Here is a 16,434-nt window from a genome sequence, read left to right as displayed (position 1 = left end):
CCAGAAAGGTGCTGGCTGGTCTGGCGCATTGGGGGGGGGCAAGCCCCCCAAATTTGGAATGTGCTCCAACAGGTGGATCAGTGACGCTCCAAGGCATTCACGAGGTCGTGGAAGGCTTCGCGATTGGACTCATTGAGGCCCATCAGGATCTTATGCGCTTCCAGCACCTTGACCCGCACGACTTCCTCGGACTGGTCCTGGGACGGCAGGTCGGTGAGGCATTCCGGGCACGGAATCGGGCGATCAACAATGTTGAACACCTGATCAAACCCCATGGACTGCAGCAGACGGGTGATGTCTTCGTGGGTGGTAACGACCGTGGGCAACAGGCCGACCTTCTGCCGAGACAGAATGGACAACTTGGCCAACAGCCCAAGAGTGGTGCTATCGATGCTGCGGGTTTCGGTCAGATCGATCACGATCGCCGAGAAGTTCAACGCTGTGAAAATCCGCTCAATCGTCGCATCCAACGCCGAACACAAGGTCAGGCGCACTTCACCGACAAACTTCAGGACGAAGGTCCCGTCTTGCTCGGCGAATTGGATTCTTCCGGTACTCATCAAAGATTCCTGCTCAACACCAATAGGGCGATATCATCCGGCATCTCCCCTAGCGTGGCCAATCCAAAAACCTGCCGCAGGCCATCCAGGCTGCCGCCCGCCGACTTGACCTTTTGGGGCAAGGCGGCTTCTTTCTCTTTGAGTGTAGGCTCTGGAAGAAGGTCCAGGATACCGTCAGACATCAGCGTCAGGCTGAAGGTTGGCGGCAGTTCCAGGATGTGGTCTTCGTAGGTGGCTTCATTGAACAAGCCAACGGGCAGACCACGTCCTTCCAGGTAACGCACACTGTCAGGCGTATATAAAACTGGCATCGGCAGGTGACCGCCAATACTGTAGGTCAAAAGACCGGTTTCTTCGTCGATCACGCCGCCAACCATCGTCACGTGCTTGCCCAGCTTGCAACTGATCAGGCCTCGGTTGATGTGGCCCAGCACTTGCGAAGGGGTGAACTCCGGCAAGGTGCCATTGCGTTTGGACTCGAACAACAGCCGCGTGGTCATGAACTTCAACAACACGGTGACAAAAGCAGAAGAAGCACCGTGGCCGGACACATCGGCCAGGTAGAACGCAACGCGCCGCTCATCCACGCGGAAATAGTCGACAAAATCACCCGACAGGTACAGTGACGGGATGATCTGATGAGCAAACTGGAATTCGTCGATCGTCCAAGGGCTGACCGGCAGCATGTTCATCTGCACCTGGCGACCGGCGTTCTGGTCTTCCTGGAGCAGGTTAAGGCTGGCTTCGAGTTCGCGGTTGGCGGTTTCGAGCTTTTCGCGGTAGCGCTGGTTCTCTACCAGCAAGCGCGCACGATCCAAGGCGCGACGCACAGAGTGCTCCAGTACCGCCAGGTCTTCGAGGGGCTTGATCAGGTAGTCGGCAGCGCCCAGGCGCAAAGCCTCGACAGCGTCGTTCATCACGCCGGCACCGGACACGACAATCACCGGCGTCTGCGGCGCACGCTCGGTCACCTGCCGAATCAGCTCCAAGCCACCCATCTGGGGCATGCGCAGATCGCAGATCACGAGGTCGGGCTGGTCGCGCTCGAATACCTGGAGACCCTGTTGGCCATTGCTGGCCTGCAGGACGCTGAAGCCACTGTCTTCCAAATAGGCCGCGAGACTCGCGCGTACTACTTCGTCGTCATCGATTATCAGCAGCGTGGCACTGGTTTTTTGCATGTGGGCAAACGGCGCCAGAATTAGGTTGGCGTAGGCGGCTCGACAATGGCCGGGCTCACACTACTGGATTCGCTTTCTAGCCTCTCTGTCCTACAAAGCATGGGCGTTTTGCCCACGCACAACTGTAAAGCAGAGGTGCCCTTCTAAGGCGCAGACGGTACTCCCATCCGACAGGTGTTTCAAGCTCATGCCGATGGTCGCCGGGCGTCTTTACATCGCAAATCACCGGGAGTTATAAGAACAGCCACGACCACAACACAAAGTAAGGATGGAACCCATGAGCGAACACGAGCGCGACTACGCTGAGAAACGCGATTTCATCCGCATGCGAGTGGATGCAGATGTGTCTTTGCTCCACGCCGGGCAGGAGATTGCCGGGGTTTGCGTGGACCTTTCCAGCTCTGGGATGCAAGTGCAGGCACCACGCCAGTTCGATGTGGGCGATAAACTGACTGTACGCATCGATTCGGAGCATGCCGCCCTTACCGGCCTGGAGGCGGATACCGAAGTGGTATGGGCCAAGAACGACGGCGAGAGCCAGCACTTAGGCCTCAAGATTCTGAAAATGCGCTGAAACCCGCGCATAAAAAAGGCGACCGGCCAAGGGTCGCCTTTTTTTCATTTCAAAACGTCACAGCTTAGAAGTCATCGACGACCTTGCCATCCTTGACCTTGAACTCACGGTTCTGCAGGTAGGCGTTACGAATGAAGGTGTACTTGTCGCCGGTGATCAGCTTCTCACTGTCGAGCAGGCTGGCACGGGTGTCGACGATGCCCAGGCCCATGACACTGTTGCGCAGCGACACATCATCCATATAACGGTACGGCTGGGTGTAGCTGTCCACGTACTTGGACGGCGCATCACGCAGTGTGCTTGGGCCCAGCAAAGGGATCATCACGTACGGACCGCTGCCCACGCCCCAGTAACCCAGGGTCTGGCCGAAGTCCTCATCGTTGCGCTGAAGCCCCATTTTGGTGCCGACATCAATAAAGCCCAGCACCCCGAACGTGGTGTTGACCAACAAGCGGGCCGTATCGACGCCGGCATTGTGAGGCTTGAGTTGCAGCACGTTGTTGGCCAGGTTGCCGACATCGCCGATATTGCGGAAGAAGTTGTGGATACCGTCTTCGACAAATTGCGGGGTGATCCACTGATAGCCTTGGGCCAGTGGCTTGAGGGCGTAGGTATCAACGGTGTCGTTGAACGTGAAGATCGGGCGGTTGACGCTTTCCCATGGATCATCTTCCGACGCGGCCTGTGCGGCGAGCGGCGCCAGCAGGACAGTGGCACACACCGACAGCTGAGCGAAGTAGTGGCTCCAGCGCATAGCTTTTGCTCCTTGAATGGTCTGTCATGGGCGCTATGCCCTGAATAAGGCCGTCAGTATATGACGGAAGTGTCGAATTAGGCAGCCGCCAGGAAACGTCATACTCAAAATGGACAAAATTCCTACAATTCGCCCGAGTGTCATCCGTTTGTCATTCGGCCCCGATAGCGTCAGAGCTATTTCAGGGATGTCGACATGCCTCAAGCCGAGATTGCCACCGCCAGCGCGCCCACCTTGACTGCCGTGTTGTTTGGCCTGAGTGGCTGCCTGGTGGATTTCGGTTCCCAGGCACTCACCGATTCACCCTCACCGGGCTCCAAAGCCACGCCAGGGGCTCTGAAGATCCTGCGCAGCCTCAAGGAGCAAGGCGTGCCATGCGCCTGGCTGGATGAATTGCCGCCAGCGGTGACCACCCCCCTGGCCGCCGCACTGCCCGACTGGCTCAAGGCCGCCTCGCCCTCCCCCATCCGCTGGCCCGCGCCCCACGCGTGCTGGCAAGCCTTGATGGAATTGAACACCGAGCGCTTGGAAGGCTGCGTCCTGGTCAGTGGCGAACCTCGGCTGTTGCAATCGGGACTTAACGCCGGGCTGTGGACCATCGGCCTGGCCTCCTGCGGTTCACTGTGCGGCCTGGCGCCCGAACAATGGCTGGCGCTGAGCGACAAGGAACGCGAATACAAGCGTGGCAAGGCCACCGTGGCGCTGTATGGGTTGGGGGTGCACTCGGTGATCGATCACCTTGGTGAACTCGGCACCTGCTTGGCCGACATCAGCCTGCGCCAGCTCAAAGGCGAGAAGCCCTGATCGATATCATGCACAGTAGGCGCCAGTGGATTAATCTACAGGTCAGCCCGTAGACCTTTCTCGGCGTGCCGCGGTCTATGCCAGTGCCTATCGATAAAAGGAAGAACGTCATGCCTGATCGCAAAAAACTGGAAGAACAGGTCAATATCCTGCGCGGGCAATTGGAACAGCAACCGCCGCTGCCGCAAGAAAAACGTGAAGCGCTGGAGGCCCTGATTGCCAAGTTTGAATTACAACTTGAACTTGAGCCGGCCACTCAAACGCCCAGTATTTCCGACGACGTGAGTCAAGCGGCCATAGAGTTCGACGCTGAGCACCCGGTGATTTCCGGGACGCTGCGCAATATCATGATCACCTTGGGCAACATGGGCATCTGACCCGAAACCAAGCCAGGCACAACACCAAAATGTGGGAGGGGCTTGCCCCCTCCCACATTTACTTACTGGCGAGCCAGGCGCACGTTCTGGAACGCCACATCCTCAGTGCTGCGGTACGGGTTGATATCCAACCCACCGCGCCGCACATACCGCGCATACACGGTCAACTTCTCCGGCTTCAGCAAGCGCTGCAAGTCCAGGAAGATGCGCTCGACGCACTGCTCATGGAAGTCGGAGTGCTGGCGAAAGCTCACGATGTATTCCAGCAAGCTCGCGTGATCCAACGCCGAACCACGGTACTCCACCACCACGCTGCCCCAGTCGGGCTGGCTGGTGACTGGGCAGTTGGATTTGAGCAGATGGCTATGCACGCTCTCCTCAACGATGCGCGAGTCATCGCAACGCAGCAACTCAGGGCGCGGGTGTTCATAGTTGCTGACACTGATGTCCAGGTCGTCAATGCACACACCCGGCAGGGCCATCACCCCTTCGGCCTCGATCTCGGCCAGGCTGCGGATGCGTACGCTCACCGGCTTGCCGGCGGCGGCGCTGAGGTCGGTGCGCAGGGTTGCTTCCAGGCGTGCCGTGTCGGCAAACGCGGTCTGGTTCAGCGAGTTGAGGTACAGCTTGAACGACTTGGACTCGATGATATTCGGCGAGTCGGCCGGGATGCTGAATTCACCGATGGCCACCACCGGCTTGCCCGACGGCAGCAGCCAGGACAATTCGAAGCAGTTCCAGAAATCCACGCCCTTGTACGGCAGGGTCTGGGCACTCAGGCCCAGTTCGGCCCACTTGGCAGCGCGAGGAATCGGAAACAGCAACGACGGCGTGTAGGTGCAGATGTATTCACTGGACTTGCCCAGCGGCGAATGTTCGGCTGCGGGATGCATGGCGGAAACCTGGCTAAATAAACCGCGCCAGTCTACCAGCCTTTGACCCCGCCCCTAAGCAGCACATTACTCGACGGTCAGCGTCCCCACCATGCCCGCCTGGTAATGCCCCGGCAGGTTGCAGGCGAACTCCAGGCCGGTTGCCTGGGTGAACGTCCAGGTCAACTCAGCGGTTTTACCGGGCTCGACCAGCACGCTGTTCGGGTCATCGTGCTTCATTGCACCATGGCCCATGGCGCTGTGATCCATCTTGCCCATACCGGTGGCCGTGAGCATGCCACTGGCCTGCATTTGCAGCATTTCCTTCTGGTGCGCTGCGTGCATCGCCGCGTCGCCCAGGTTGAACTCATGGAGCAACTGGCCTTTGTTGACCAGCACGAAGCGCACCGTCTCACCGGCTTTTACATCCAGGGACTTGGGCGCAAAGGAAATATCCTGCAGCGTCACCTCCACGGTACGCGTGGCCTTGTCAGCCGCTGCCGGCTGACCAAACGCGTAAGTGTGGGCCGCATCGGCCAGTGCATTGAAACTCAACACCAGCAGGCAGCCCGCCAACAACAGGGGTGTACGCAACGCCATCTCTCGCCTCCAAAAATATAGAACCCGCTTGAGCAGCACTCTAAGATTACGCCGCTGCCAGCCAGCTGACTGCTAGATTACAACTTTGTCAGGTTGCGCCCCTCACCTCGCCCCCACGGTATAAAGCCCGTTGTCACCCGTTGCCAAGAGCTGCCCATGAAACTGCTGATCGTCGAAGACCAACCAAAAACCGGCCACTACCTGCGCCAGGGCTTGGCCGAGGCGGGATTCACCACCGAACTGGTGGCGGACGGCACCAGTGGCCAGCATCTCGCGCTGACCGGCGACTACGACCTGTTGATCCTCGATGTGATGCTGCCCGGCCGCGACGGCTGGCAGATCCTGCAAGCCGTGCGCAGCGCCGGCCTGGATATCCCGGTGCTGTTCCTCACCGCTCGCGATGCCGTGGAGGACCGCGTACATGGCCTGGAACTGGGCGCCGACGATTACCTGGTCAAGCCGTTCGCCTTTTCCGAGCTGTTGGCGCGAGTGCGTAGCCTGTTGCGCCGTGGCAGCAGCACACCACAGGAAACCACCCTGCAACTGGCCGACCTGCGCCTGGACCTGATCCGACGCCGCGTCGAGCGCGATGGCCAACGCATCGACCTGACCGCCAAGGAGTTCTCGCTGCTGGAACTGCTGCTGCGCCGTCAGGGCGAAGTGCTGCCCAAGACGCTGATCGCCTCCCAGGTCTGGGATATGAATTTCGACAGCGACACCAACATCATCGAAGTCGCGATCCGCCGCCTGCGCCTCAAAGTCGACGACAACTTCCCCAGCAAGCTGATCCACACCATTCGCGGCATGGGCTATGTGCTGGAGGAACGGTGCAATTGATCAAGCGCCTATCTCTGGCCAGCCGCCTGGCACTGTTGTTTGCCGCCTGTACGGCGGTGGTCTCGCTGATTGCAGGCGTGCTGTTCAACCAAGCCAGTGAGGCGCACTTCATCGAGTTGGACCAGCAGCAACTCGACAGCAAACTGATAGCGTTGCGCAGCACCTTGCAGGGTGTCGATTCGCCTCAAGCATTCGCCCAACGCGAGCCGCAACTGCGCGCCGAACTCAATCGCCAGCCAGACCTTGCCCTACGCATCACCGCCGCCGGCCAGCGCTGGCTGGACGATGCGCCCGGCGTCACCCTGCCCTCAACGCCCGGCCTGCACAGCCTGCAAAACGCCGGCACCGACTACCGCGTGTACAACGCACCCTTGATGCCCGACCAAACCGACTCGCCACAACTGAGCCTGATGCTCGACATCACCCATCACCAGCACTTCCTGCAGCGCATGCAGCATTTGATCTGGCTCACCGTTGGCCTCTCGGCCCTGGCCACCGCGCTCCTGGGCGCCTGGGCCGCGCGTCGCGGGTTGCGGCCGCTACGGCGTATGGGTGAAGTGGCCGCCGGCGTGTCGGCCCATTCCCTGACCCAGCGCCTGCCCCAGCAACACATGCCGGCGGAACTGGCGGAACTGGCGCAAGCCTTCAACGCCATGCTCGGTCGCCTGGATGATGCATTCCAACGCCTGTCGGCGTTCTCCGCCGATATCGCCCACGAACTGCGCACCCCGCTGTCAAACCTGCTGACCCAGACCCAGGTCATCCTCACCCAGCCGCGCCCGCTGGAGGATTACCGCGAGGCGCTGCACAGCAACCTGGAGGAGCTGCAATGGATGGCGCAACTGGTCAATGACATGCTGTACCTGGCCAAGGCGGATCATGGCTTGTTGGTACCCAAACGTGAGGCCCTGGACCTGGCGCTTGAAGTGGATGCCCTGCTGGAGTTTTTCGCTTTGCTGGCGGAGGACGCCCACGTCACCCTGGTGCGCGAAGGCACGGCCCATATCACGGGTGATCGCGGCATGTTGCGCCGGGCGCTATCGAACTTGCTCGATAACGCACTGCGGTTTACGCCAGCGGGCGGTGAAGTGCGTGTGAGTATGGTGGATGGCGCAACGCTGAGGGTTGAGAACAGCGGCGAAGGCATTCCACCAGAGCTGCTCCCGAGATTGTTCGACCGATTCTATCGGGCCGATCCGGCGCGCCATGAAGGCAGCAGCGAGCATGCCGGGCTGGGGCTGGCGATTACCCAGTCGATTGTAAGAGCGCATGGGGGGAAGATTTTTTGTGAATCAGAGGCGGGATGCACAAGGTTTATAATTGAGCTGCACGGGTAAGGCTAATCGCCAACATCTTCTAAGGGATATGAACCCGAACCTTAGATAAAGAGCCACTTACAAGAATCGGCGTAATCTGATCAACCGAAAGATTGCACCAAACAAGTCTTTAGCCAGCCCTTTGACTCGTATCTCATTAACTTCAAGTATTCCAACAGCCATAGCCCAAATACAGACTCCGCTGGAAATACGAACTCGCCCGCATTAGGATCCATGAAGACAAGCTGCGTTTGACTACGCAGAAAGCCCATCGCATGAGCAGTACCGAGACCGTCATGGATGGAAAAATATCTATATCGGCCCTCCCCCCGTAACAGTGAGTTAACTAAAGCAGTCGCACACACTTGATCATTACTACCTGCGCATAGCTCTAAAGTGCGCAACACCAAGCCTGCCGAGGACATTCCCGCTTGGACCTGGGGTTTCGTATCTGCAAAAGTGCCTTTTAGAAGCACCATCTCTTGACGCGCCATGAGAAAGCGTACGCGACTCTTCCCCGAGTCGCTATTGAGCGACTCCCAGAAATCAATACTCTTACGCTTACATCGCAACCAGTCGATCACCATGCCATGACACCAACCTCCTCTCGTCAAATCATAGCTGCGCATTGCACGGTCATCGTATTGCCTATAATCTTTAACGATTTCCACATCATATTTTTTACATAAGTTTAGTAACCGCTCTTTCATATTCACACTCCCCGTAACCACTCAAACTTTCCAGCTTTGCGCGCCATACTCACAGGCTCATTCAGGCGCTCTAAACCGACAGTCATTATTCTACGAAGAATATTCCTGAAAACCAGTCATCAATCATTGTTAATTAACTAATAAGGAAAAGCCTACCCCCCCCCAACGAGAACACCCGGAGTGACTGGACTGCTGGGACTGGTGATGTGACTGCGCACGACGCTGATCATTTACAGCTGTGCCGGCCAAGGAGAATCTTTGTATGTGCAAGCCGGCCACCCTTGGCCAATTGGGCGCATTCACTACCAGACGAGGCAACCGTAAAGTTGCCTGCAGAGGGAAGGTGTTGATACGGCCAAGCTGTCTTAGTGCAAAAACCTGCTAAGGACTTGGCCGTAAACAAAGTATCTACAGGTACAGCGCACTCCCCTGTAAAAACTGATGGACCGACGACGACAGTGTCAAACTTTACGAATATCTCAAGGCGTGCGCCGGCTCAATCTTCGCCGCCCGGTACGCCGGGTAAATCGTCGCCAGGAAGCTCAACACAAATCCGGCCGTACAAATCAGCACCACATCGCCACTTTGCAGTTCCGACGGCAGGTTGCTGACGAAATACACGTCCGAACTGAAGATATGCTGCCCGCTCACCCGCTCGACCCAACCCACCAGCTCACTCACGTTCAGCGCTGCAATCACCCCCAGCACGCCGCCGATCAAGGTGCCGACAATGCCGATCACCGTACCCTGCACCATGAAGATCGCCATGATCTGCCGGGGCGTGGCGCCGATGGTGCGCAGGATCGCAATGTCCGCGCCCTTGTCATTCACCACCATGATCAAGGTGGCGATGATGTTGAACGCCGCCACGGCAACGATCATCAGCAGCAACAGGCCGATCATGGTTTTTTCCATTTTCATCGCGCTGAACAGGCTGCCCTGGGTGTGGGTCCAGTCATCCGCCTTGTAGGCCGCGCCCAGGCCGCCTGCGATGTCCGCCGACACCTTGGGCGCCGCGTACAAGTCCTTCAACGCCAGGCGCACGCTCTGCACCTGGTTCGGCTGCCAATGCTGAATCTCAGCCGCGTCGGCCATGTGGATCAACGCCATTGAACCATCCAGCTCGGCGCCGACCTTGAAGATGCCGACCACGTTCAAGCGTTGCATGCGCGGGGTGATGCCGCCCGGTGCGGTGCTGATCTCCGGCACAATCAGAGTGAGCTTGTCGCCCACGTTCAGGCGAAAACGCCGAGCGGTGATTTCGCCGACCACCACGCCAAATTCGCCGGGTTTAAGGTCTTCCAGCTTGCCCTGCACGATGTGCTGGGCAACGATCGACACCTTGCCTTCCTGGGCCGGATCGACGCCGCTGATCTCAATCGGCTGCATCGCGCCCTTGTAGGAGAACATGCCATCCATCTGCGTGAATGGCACCGCAGCGGTGACTTGCGGATTTTTCATCGCCGCAGCGGCCACCGGCTGCCAGTCATCAATCGGGTTCACGCCGACGATGGTGGCGTGGGGCACCATGCCGAGGATGCGCGAGCTCATTTCACGCTGGAAGCCGTTCATCACCGACAGCACCACGATCATCGCCAGCACGCCCAGGGCGAGGCCGATCATCGAGGTCATCGAGATAAACGAAACAAAACGGTTGCGGCGCTTGGCGCGGGTATAGCGCGTGCCGATGAAAATCGATAACGGTCTGAACATTCGCGTGCACCGCCTGAAAAATTGAAAAAGCCCGACGCCAGGCGCCGGGCTTGAAACGGGTCAGATGGCGACCAGATGACCTTCCTGCAGGTGCAGCACGCGGTCCATCTGGCGGGCCATGCTCATGTCATGGGTCACCACCAGGAACGCAGTGCGCATCTGGGTGCTCAGTTCCAGCATCAAGTCCTTGATGCCCTGGGCGGTGTGGGAGTCGAGGTTGCCGGTGGGCTCGTCAAGCATCACCAAGCCTGGGTTGTTCACCAGGGCGCGGGCAATTGCCACACGCTGGCGCTCGCCGCCGGACAGCTCGGCCGGTTTGTGCTCCAGGCGATGGCCGAGACCGACGCGTTCCAGCAGGGCCTTGGCACGCTGGCGGGCTTGCGGGATGGCGGTCTTGCCGATCAGCAACGGCATGCACACGTTTTCCAGGGCGGTGAATTCCGGCAACAGGTGGTGGAACTGGTACACGAAGCCCAACGAACGGTTGCGCAGTTGGCCACGGGCCTTTTCATTCAAGGCCGACAACTCTTCGCCGGCCAGCCACACACTGCCCTGGGACGGCGTATCGAGGCCGCCCAGCAGGTTCAGCAAGGTACTTTTGCCGGAACCGGAACTGCCGACGATCGCCACGCGTTCGCCCGGATGCAGCTCAAGCTGCAGGTTGGACAGCACCACCACCGATTCCGGGCCTTCCTCGTAGGATTTGCCCAGGTTGCGGCAGCTCAGGATTGCTTTTTCACTCATGCCCGATTCACTCATAACGTAAGGCCTGTGCTGGCTGGGTACGTGCCGCGCGCCAGGCTGGATACAGGGTGGCAAGGAAACTCAGGACCAACGCAGCGCCGCCCACCATCAGCACGTCCTGGGCCTGAACCTGGGACGGCAAGTAGTCGATGAAGTACACGTCGGCGTTGAGGAACTTGTGGCCGATCACCTTTTCAAGCAAGGCGATGGCGGCGCTGACGTTCAATGCGGCCAGAATGCCGACCGCGGTGCCGATCAAGGTGCCGACCACGCCGATCACGGTGCCCTGCACCATGAAGATCGCCATGATCTGCCCCGGCGTGGCGCCCAGGGTACGCAGGATCGCGATATCGCCCTTCTTATCGTTCACCACCATCACCAAAGTGGAGATGATATTGAACGCGGCCACCGCGACGATCAGCAGCAACAACAGGCCGATCATGGCTTTTTCCATGCGGATGGCCTGGTACAGGTTGCCGTGGGTACGGGTCCAGTCGCGGGCGTAATACTGGCTTTCGCCCAGGTGCTGGGCGATGTCCCAGGCGCCGCGCGGGGCGTCGAACAGGTCGTTGAACTTCAGGCGCAGGCCCTGCACCTGGTCGGGCTGCCAACGGTGCAGGCGGGCGAGGTCAGTGAGGTTGGTCAGGCCCAGGTAGCCGTCGATCTCGCCGGCGCCGACGTGGAAGGTACCGACCACGGTAAAGCGCTTCATCCGCGGGAACATGCCGGCCGGGGTCACGGTGACTTCCGGCGCGACGAAGGTCAGCTTGTCGCCAAGGCCCACACCGAGCTTGGCTGCCGCCTTGTCACCGATCACGATGCCAAAGCTGCCGGGGGCCAGGTCGTCGAGTTTGCCCTGCAGCATAAACTTGTCGATGATCGACACGTTGCGCTCCTGGGCCGGATCAATGGCATTGAGCAGGATTTTCTGCACCTTGCCGTCATGGGTCAGCAGCCCCTGCATCTGGGTAAATGGCGCAACGGCCACCACCTTCGGGTTCTGCTTGACCTTGGCGGCCAGGCTTTGCCAATCACTGATAGGCGAATCGCCCTCGATGGTCGCGTGGGGCACCATGCCCAGCACGCGGGTACGCATCTCATGATCGAAGCCGTTCATCACCGACAGCACCACGATCATCACGACCACGCCCAAGGCGAGCCCGATCATCGAGGTCAAGGAAATGAACGACACAAAATGATTGCGACGCTTTGCACGGGTATAACGCGTGCCAATAAATACGAAGAGAGGTCTGAACATGTCGGGGCTTGTTCGGAGGAAAAGAAGACGTCCCGGTGGCGGGGTCAGGTAAGCAGCTTTACACTCAGACCATTACCGTTACCTGGGGTTCGCCATGTCGACATTAGATGAAGAAGAGCGCCGCGAATACTACCGTATCGACGACATGATCGCACTCCAAATCAAAAGCCTGTCTGCCCCCGAAGCGGCGAGCAAGGAAGTGTTGCTGGATGATTCGCCACTGTTCAATCTGCTCAGCGAACTGCACCTCAGCGAATTCGAAGCCCAGCATTTGTTGCGCCAGCTCAGCGAAAAGGACCGCACCCTCGCTGCCTTCCTGCGCGTGCAGAACAAACGCGTGGATCTACTCAGCCAAATCATGGCCCGTGGCCTGCTGGACGAAGTCGGCGCCCCACAGCCGGTGATCATTTCCGAAGGCGGCATCGACTTCCAACACCCTGCCCCACTGGCCGTCGGCGCCCACCTTGCGGTCAAGCTGGTGCTGATGCCACAGGCGCTCGGCCTGCTGCTGCGGGCACGCGTCACCCATTGCGATCCCAAGGGCGATGGCTTTGACGTGGGCACGGAATTCGAAGCCATGACCGATGCCCAACGCCAACTGCTGGCGCGCTACATCCTGCAGAAACAGGCCCAGGAACGCCGCCTGGCGCGAGAACAAAGCGACGACCTCTGAATTCGTATTCACTACGCCAGCCCGCCTGGCGCAAAGGAGCAACTGTGACCCTGATCTACGGCCACCGCGGTGCCAAAGGCGAAGCACCGGAAAACACCCTGACCAGCTTCCAGGAGTGCCTCAAGCACGGCGTACGCCGATGCGAACTGGATCTGCACCTGTCCATGGACGGCGAGTTGATGGTCATCCACGACCCAACCCTCAAGCGCACCGCCGACCGGCGCGGCAAAGTCGTCGAGTATTCGGCGGCAGACCTGGTGAAGATGGACGCGCGCAAAGGCGGCCCGGGCTGGATCAAACCGTGCCCGATCCCGCGCCTGGAAGAACTGTTCGAGCAGTGCGACTTCGACCACTGGCAACTGGAAGTCAAAAGCGCCTCGCGCACCCGCGCTGCAACCACTGTGCTGGCAATCCGTGAGATGGCCGTACGGTTTGGCCTGATGGACAAAGTCACCGTGACCTCAAGCTCGCGGGAAGTATTGAAGGCGGCGATTGAACTCACCCCAGACCTGTCACGCGGCCTGGTGGCCGAATACGCCTGGCTCGACCCGCTGAAGGTCGCGCAAAACTATGGCTGCGAGTACCTGGCATTGAACTGGACGCTGTGCACCCCCGAGCGTCTGGAAAAAGCCCAGCGCCAGGGCTTGCACGTGTCCGTGTGGACGGTCAACGAACCTGCACTGATGCGCAGGCTCGCCGACTTCGGCGTAGATAGCCTGATTACAGACTTTCCCGGTTTGGCCACTGCCACCCTTGGGAATTACTGAAATCGGTCTCCCCGGCCGGCTCAGGCCACCGGCCGGAGCCGCTCAAAAAAGCCGGTTGAGGCCGTCGTAGGCCGCGACCCGATAGGCTTCAGCCATGGTCGGGTAGTTGAACGTAGTGTTCACAAAATACTTGAGGGTATTTTGCTCGCCTGGCTGGTTCATGATGGCCTGGCCGATGTGCACGATTTCCGAAGCCTGGTAGCCGAAGCAATGCACGCCGAGGACTTCCAGGGTTTCGCGGTGGAACAGGATCTTCAGCATGCCTTGGGGCTCACCGGCGATCTGCGCACGCGCCATGCTCTTGAAGAACGCCTTGCCCACTTCGTAAGGCACCTTGGCCTTGGTCAATTCGTGCTCGTTCTTGCCGATCGAGCTGATCTCGGGAATCGTGTAGATCCCGGTCGGCACGTCGTTCACATAGCGCCAGCTGCCATTGTCAACGATGCTGCCAGCGGCCGAACGGCCCTGGTCGTGAGCCGCACTGGCCAGGCTTGGCCAGCCGATCACGTCACCGGCGCCGTAGATGTTCGGCACGCAGGTGCGGTAGTTCTCATCCACCTCGATCTGGCCACGGCTGTTGACCTTGACGCCGATGTTTTCCATGCCCAGCTTGTCGGTGTTGCCGGTACGGCCGTTGCACCACAGCAAGGCATCGGCCTTGATCTTCTTGCCGGACTTGAGGTGCAGGATCACGCCATTGTCCAGGCCTTCGACCCGCTCGTACTCTTCATTGTGGCGCACGGTGATGTTGTTGTTGCTGAAGTGGTAGCTCAACGCCTGGGAAATTTCCGAGTCGAGGAAGCTCAGCAACTGGTCGCGGTTATCCACCAGTTCCACCAGTACACCCAGGCCGCTGAAGATCGAGGCGTATTCACAGCCGATCACGCCAGCGCCGTAGATGATCAGTTTGCGCGGGGTGTGGCCCAGGCTCAGGATGGTGTCGCTATCGTAGATACGCGGGTGGTGAAAATCGATGTCCGCCGGGCGATACGGGCGCGACCCGGTGGCGATGATGATGTGCTTGGCCACCAGCTTCTCGACCACGCCGTTGGCGCAGACCACTTCGACGGTTTGCTCGTCGGCAAAGCTGCCGGTGCCAAAGAACAGATCGACGCGGTTACGGGCGTAGTAGCCGGTACGCGATGCCACTTGCTTGGAGATGACTCTCTCAGCGCTCTTGAGCACGTCCGGGAACGAGAACCAGCGCGGCTCACCAATGGCCCGGAACATCGGGTTGGTGTTGAACTGCATGATCTGGCGGACCGAGTGACGCAAGGCCTTGGACGGGATGGTACCCAGGTGGGTGCAGTTACCGCCGACCTGGCGACGGCTATCGACCATCGCCACCTTGCGCCCTGCCTTCGCGGCGTTCATCGCCGCACCTTCTCCAGCCGGGCCGGAACCCAGTACCACCACGTCGTAGTTGTAGACAGCCATGCGTACTCCTCAGAACAGGCCAGGCGCACGGTTGGACGCCTGGCTAAATCATGCCGCGGCCAGCGGTCATGAAGGACAATTTGGCTCAAGTGTGTGAACCGGGGCACAGTCTATATAAGGCTCAACGCCGCGCACATTAACCCTTGGTCGCGTCGTAGGCCAGTCTTGCCTTTACTACAGGGCGCCGATTACGGTTTTACACCCGTCAATTGATCGAACGCCTGGTTGGTGCGCGTGACGAAACCAGCCCCTTCACGACTCACGAAAAAGGCCGCGATGCCGTGCTGCTCAGCATAGTCCCGACCTTGCTCAGGCCCGAGGATGAGCAGCAACGTCGACAAACCATCCGCCATCAACGCCGAGGGGTGCAATACGGTCACCGAGGCCAGCTGATGGGTGATCGGCGCACCGGTACGCGCATCCAGCGTGTGGGCATAACGCCGACCATCCTGCTGGAAATAATTGCGATAGTCACCTGACGTGGACACCCCAAAGCCATCCACCTCGATGATTTTTTCGGCCACCTGCCGATCATCCCGAGGCTCTTCCAGGGCGATGCGCCAAGGTGAGCCATCGGGTTTGCGGCCAACGGCCTTGAGCTCGCCAGTGGCTTCGACGAGGTAGCTGTGGACGCCCTGGCCGCCGAGCAACTCAGCGATACGGTCCACGGCGTAGCCGGCGGCGATGCTGTTGAAGTCGATTTCGATGGCGGCGTCCTTGCACAGTTGCTCACCTTCGATGCGCAGGTGCTGGTGCCCGACGCTCTGCCGGACCAGCCTGAGTGTCGTGGCGTCCGGCACCTTCAACGCCCGCGCCTGGGGGCCGAAGCCCCACAGGTTCAACAGCGGCTCAACCGTCAGGTCGAACGCACTGTCACTGGCCTGGGACAACTGCTCGCCGGTGCGCACCAGGTGCAGGACAGGCGCAGGCATCGCCTGACAGCTGTTCGCCGGCAGACGGTTGAAGCCCTCGATAACGGAGTCGCTGCGGTAGGTCGACATCTGCCGGTCAACTTCGCCTAGTAGGCTTTCCACCTGGCGCTGGAGTTCTTTCGGACCCGGCGCGCTCGACGTTCTGACGTACTGGATCGAATAGGTACTGCCCATGGTCGGCCCGCCAAAGCGTTCCAGCGAATCGCCGTCGCAGCCGGTGAGCAGCGCCACCGCACAGAACATCACCACTTGACGCAGATTGCCCATAAACCCTGCCGTTGCCGTAATTGAATTAACCTGTAGGCACACACCTTTTCAGGATCGG

Annotated in this window: 18 protein-coding genes; 7 read left to right on the top strand and 11 right to left on the bottom strand. The window is 59.6% G+C overall.

Annotation, left to right across the window (positions count from 1 at the left end):
• Positions 1 to 77: 77 nt before the first annotated feature.
• Positions 78 to 560 carry an anti-sigma factor antagonist RssC gene (gene rssC / locus PspS35_RS08300; RefSeq protein WP_003172602.1) on the bottom strand — a complete coding sequence of 161 codons (483 nt, stop codon included), beginning with the start codon at positions 558 to 560 and terminating at the stop codon, positions 78 to 80.
• Positions 560 to 1,741 carry a two-component system response regulator RssB gene (gene rssB / locus PspS35_RS08295; protein WP_012722871.1) on the bottom strand — a complete coding sequence of 394 codons (1,182 nt, stop codon included), beginning with the start codon at positions 1,739 to 1,741 and terminating at the stop codon, positions 560 to 562. The genes rssC and rssB overlap by 1 nt, the downstream gene beginning before the upstream one ends.
• 277 nt (positions 1,742 to 2,018) lie before the next feature.
• Here rssB and PspS35_RS08290 point away from each other — a divergent pair, with 277 nt between their 5' ends.
• A complete protein-coding gene (locus tag PspS35_RS08290; RefSeq protein WP_159933516.1) occupies positions 2,019 to 2,315 on the top strand; it encodes a PilZ domain-containing protein in 297 nt (98 codons plus the stop codon).
• A gap of 64 nt (positions 2,316 to 2,379) precedes the next feature.
• Here the strand turns inward: PspS35_RS08290 and PspS35_RS08285 are convergent, their stop codons facing one another.
• Positions 2,380 to 3,069 carry a VacJ family lipoprotein gene (locus PspS35_RS08285; RefSeq protein WP_159933515.1) on the bottom strand — a complete coding sequence of 230 codons (690 nt, stop codon included), beginning with the start codon at positions 3,067 to 3,069 and terminating at the stop codon, positions 2,380 to 2,382.
• A gap of 195 nt (positions 3,070 to 3,264) precedes the next feature.
• On the opposite strand from PspS35_RS08285, the gene PspS35_RS08280 reads away from it, so the two are divergent.
• A complete protein-coding gene (locus tag PspS35_RS08280) occupies positions 3,265 to 3,873 on the top strand; it encodes an HAD family phosphatase (RefSeq protein WP_159933514.1) in 609 nt (202 codons plus the stop codon).
• Between the two features lie 110 nt (positions 3,874 to 3,983).
• On the top strand, positions 3,984 to 4,250 hold the full coding sequence (locus PspS35_RS08275) for a DUF4404 family protein (RefSeq protein WP_159933513.1): 267 nt from the start codon (positions 3,984 to 3,986) through the stop codon (positions 4,248 to 4,250).
• A gap of 62 nt (positions 4,251 to 4,312) precedes the next feature.
• Here the strand turns inward: PspS35_RS08275 and queF are convergent, their stop codons facing one another.
• Together queF and PspS35_RS08265 are read right to left on the bottom strand one after the other, a co-directional pair.
• Positions 4,313 to 5,143: an NADPH-dependent 7-cyano-7-deazaguanine reductase QueF gene (queF, locus tag PspS35_RS08270; protein WP_159933512.1), complete on the bottom strand. Its 831-nt coding sequence runs from the start codon at positions 5,141 to 5,143 to the stop codon at positions 4,313 to 4,315.
• Between the two features lie 66 nt (positions 5,144 to 5,209).
• Positions 5,210 to 5,722, bottom strand: coding sequence for a cupredoxin family protein (locus PspS35_RS08265; RefSeq protein WP_159933511.1), 513 nt, complete (start codon positions 5,720 to 5,722; stop codon positions 5,210 to 5,212).
• 156 nt (positions 5,723 to 5,878) lie between these two features.
• On the opposite strand from PspS35_RS08265, the gene PspS35_RS08260 reads away from it, so the two are divergent.
• Positions 5,879 to 6,559 (top strand): heavy metal response regulator transcription factor, encoded by a 681-nt coding sequence (locus PspS35_RS08260; RefSeq protein ID WP_159933510.1) that lies wholly within the window; start codon positions 5,879 to 5,881, stop codon positions 6,557 to 6,559.
• On the top strand, positions 6,556 to 7,896 hold the full coding sequence (locus tag PspS35_RS08255; protein WP_159938006.1) for a heavy metal sensor histidine kinase: 1,341 nt from the start codon (positions 6,556 to 6,558) through the stop codon (positions 7,894 to 7,896). Before PspS35_RS08260 ends, PspS35_RS08255 begins: the two co-directional genes overlap by 4 nt.
• Before the next feature lie 80 nt (positions 7,897 to 7,976).
• Here the strand turns inward: PspS35_RS08255 and PspS35_RS08250 are convergent, their stop codons facing one another.
• The 4 genes from PspS35_RS08250 to PspS35_RS08235 form a co-directional block, all read right to left on the bottom strand.
• Positions 7,977 to 8,585: a YopT-type cysteine protease domain-containing protein gene (locus tag PspS35_RS08250; RefSeq protein WP_159933509.1), complete on the bottom strand. Its 609-nt coding sequence runs from the start codon at positions 8,583 to 8,585 to the stop codon at positions 7,977 to 7,979.
• A gap of 468 nt (positions 8,586 to 9,053) precedes the next feature.
• Complete coding sequence (locus tag PspS35_RS08245) at positions 9,054 to 10,298, bottom strand: lipoprotein-releasing ABC transporter permease subunit (protein WP_159933508.1); 1,245 nt, start codon at positions 10,296 to 10,298, stop codon at positions 9,054 to 9,056.
• 60 nt (positions 10,299 to 10,358) lie between these two features.
• Positions 10,359 to 11,042 (bottom strand): lipoprotein-releasing ABC transporter ATP-binding protein LolD, encoded by a 684-nt coding sequence (gene lolD / locus PspS35_RS08240; protein WP_165448107.1) that lies wholly within the window; start codon positions 11,040 to 11,042, stop codon positions 10,359 to 10,361.
• Positions 11,043 to 11,049: 7 nt separating this feature from the next.
• Positions 11,050 to 12,300, bottom strand: a complete 1,251-nt coding sequence (locus PspS35_RS08235; RefSeq protein WP_159933507.1) for a lipoprotein-releasing ABC transporter permease subunit — start codon at positions 12,298 to 12,300, stop codon at positions 11,050 to 11,052.
• Between the two features lie 94 nt (positions 12,301 to 12,394).
• On the opposite strand from PspS35_RS08235, the gene PspS35_RS08230 reads away from it, so the two are divergent.
• Complete coding sequence (locus PspS35_RS08230; protein ID WP_159933506.1) at positions 12,395 to 12,973, top strand: PilZ domain-containing protein; 579 nt, start codon at positions 12,395 to 12,397, stop codon at positions 12,971 to 12,973.
• Positions 12,974 to 13,017: 44 nt separating this feature from the next.
• Complete coding sequence (locus PspS35_RS08225; protein WP_159933505.1) at positions 13,018 to 13,740, top strand: glycerophosphodiester phosphodiesterase; 723 nt, start codon at positions 13,018 to 13,020, stop codon at positions 13,738 to 13,740.
• Positions 13,741 to 13,782: 42 nt separating this feature from the next.
• Here the strand turns inward: PspS35_RS08225 and sthA are convergent, their stop codons facing one another.
• Complete coding sequence (gene sthA / locus PspS35_RS08220) at positions 13,783 to 15,177, bottom strand: Si-specific NAD(P)(+) transhydrogenase (protein ID WP_159933504.1); 1,395 nt, start codon at positions 15,175 to 15,177, stop codon at positions 13,783 to 13,785.
• A gap of 188 nt (positions 15,178 to 15,365) precedes the next feature.
• Positions 15,366 to 16,376, bottom strand: coding sequence for an FAD:protein FMN transferase (locus tag PspS35_RS08215; RefSeq protein WP_159933503.1), 1,011 nt, complete (start codon positions 16,374 to 16,376; stop codon positions 15,366 to 15,368).
• Positions 16,377 to 16,434 lie beyond the last annotated feature (58 nt).

This window comes from Pseudomonas sp. S35, from assembly GCF_009866765.1.
Classification (GTDB): domain Bacteria; phylum Pseudomonadota; class Gammaproteobacteria; order Pseudomonadales; family Pseudomonadaceae; genus Aquipseudomonas.
Note: the sequence above shows the minus strand (reverse complement) of the source record. Positions and strands in the feature narration are given on the sequence as shown.

Bases quoted from the DNA above. Each gene is read 5' to 3' on its own strand.
- PspS35_RS08290 (WP_159933516.1), top strand. From the start codon at position 2,019: ATGAGCGAACACGAGCGCGACTACGCTGAGAAACGCGATTTCATCCGC.
- PspS35_RS08280 (WP_159933514.1), top strand. From the start codon at position 3,265: ATGCCTCAAGCCGAGATTGCCACCGCCAGCGCGCCCACCTTGACTGCC.
- rssB (WP_012722871.1), bottom strand. From the start codon at position 1,741: ATGCAAAAAACCAGTGCCACGCTGCTGATAATCGATGACGACGAAGTA.
- sthA (WP_159933504.1), bottom strand. From the start codon at position 15,177: ATGGCTGTCTACAACTACGACGTGGTGGTACTGGGTTCCGGCCCGGCT.
- PspS35_RS08245 (WP_159933508.1), bottom strand. From the start codon at position 10,298: ATGTTCAGACCGTTATCGATTTTCATCGGCACGCGCTATACCCGCGCC.
- rssC (WP_003172602.1), bottom strand. From the start codon at position 560: ATGAGTACCGGAAGAATCCAATTCGCCGAGCAAGACGGGACCTTCGTC.
- PspS35_RS08265 (WP_159933511.1), bottom strand. From the start codon at position 5,722: ATGGCGTTGCGTACACCCCTGTTGTTGGCGGGCTGCCTGCTGGTGTTG.
- PspS35_RS08275 (WP_159933513.1), top strand. From the start codon at position 3,984: ATGCCTGATCGCAAAAAACTGGAAGAACAGGTCAATATCCTGCGCGGG.
- PspS35_RS08215 (WP_159933503.1), bottom strand. From the start codon at position 16,376: ATGGGCAATCTGCGTCAAGTGGTGATGTTCTGTGCGGTGGCGCTGCTC.
- PspS35_RS08260 (WP_159933510.1), top strand. From the start codon at position 5,879: ATGAAACTGCTGATCGTCGAAGACCAACCAAAAACCGGCCACTACCTG.
- lolD (WP_165448107.1), bottom strand. From the start codon at position 11,042: ATGAGTGAAAAAGCAATCCTGAGCTGCCGCAACCTGGGCAAATCCTAC.
- PspS35_RS08285 (WP_159933515.1), bottom strand. From the start codon at position 3,069: ATGCGCTGGAGCCACTACTTCGCTCAGCTGTCGGTGTGTGCCACTGTC.
- PspS35_RS08235 (WP_159933507.1), bottom strand. From the start codon at position 12,300: ATGTTCAGACCTCTCTTCGTATTTATTGGCACGCGTTATACCCGTGCA.
- PspS35_RS08230 (WP_159933506.1), top strand. From the start codon at position 12,395: ATGTCGACATTAGATGAAGAAGAGCGCCGCGAATACTACCGTATCGAC.
- queF (WP_159933512.1), bottom strand. From the start codon at position 5,143: ATGCATCCCGCAGCCGAACATTCGCCGCTGGGCAAGTCCAGTGAATAC.
- PspS35_RS08250 (WP_159933509.1), bottom strand. From the start codon at position 8,585: ATGAAAGAGCGGTTACTAAACTTATGTAAAAAATATGATGTGGAAATC.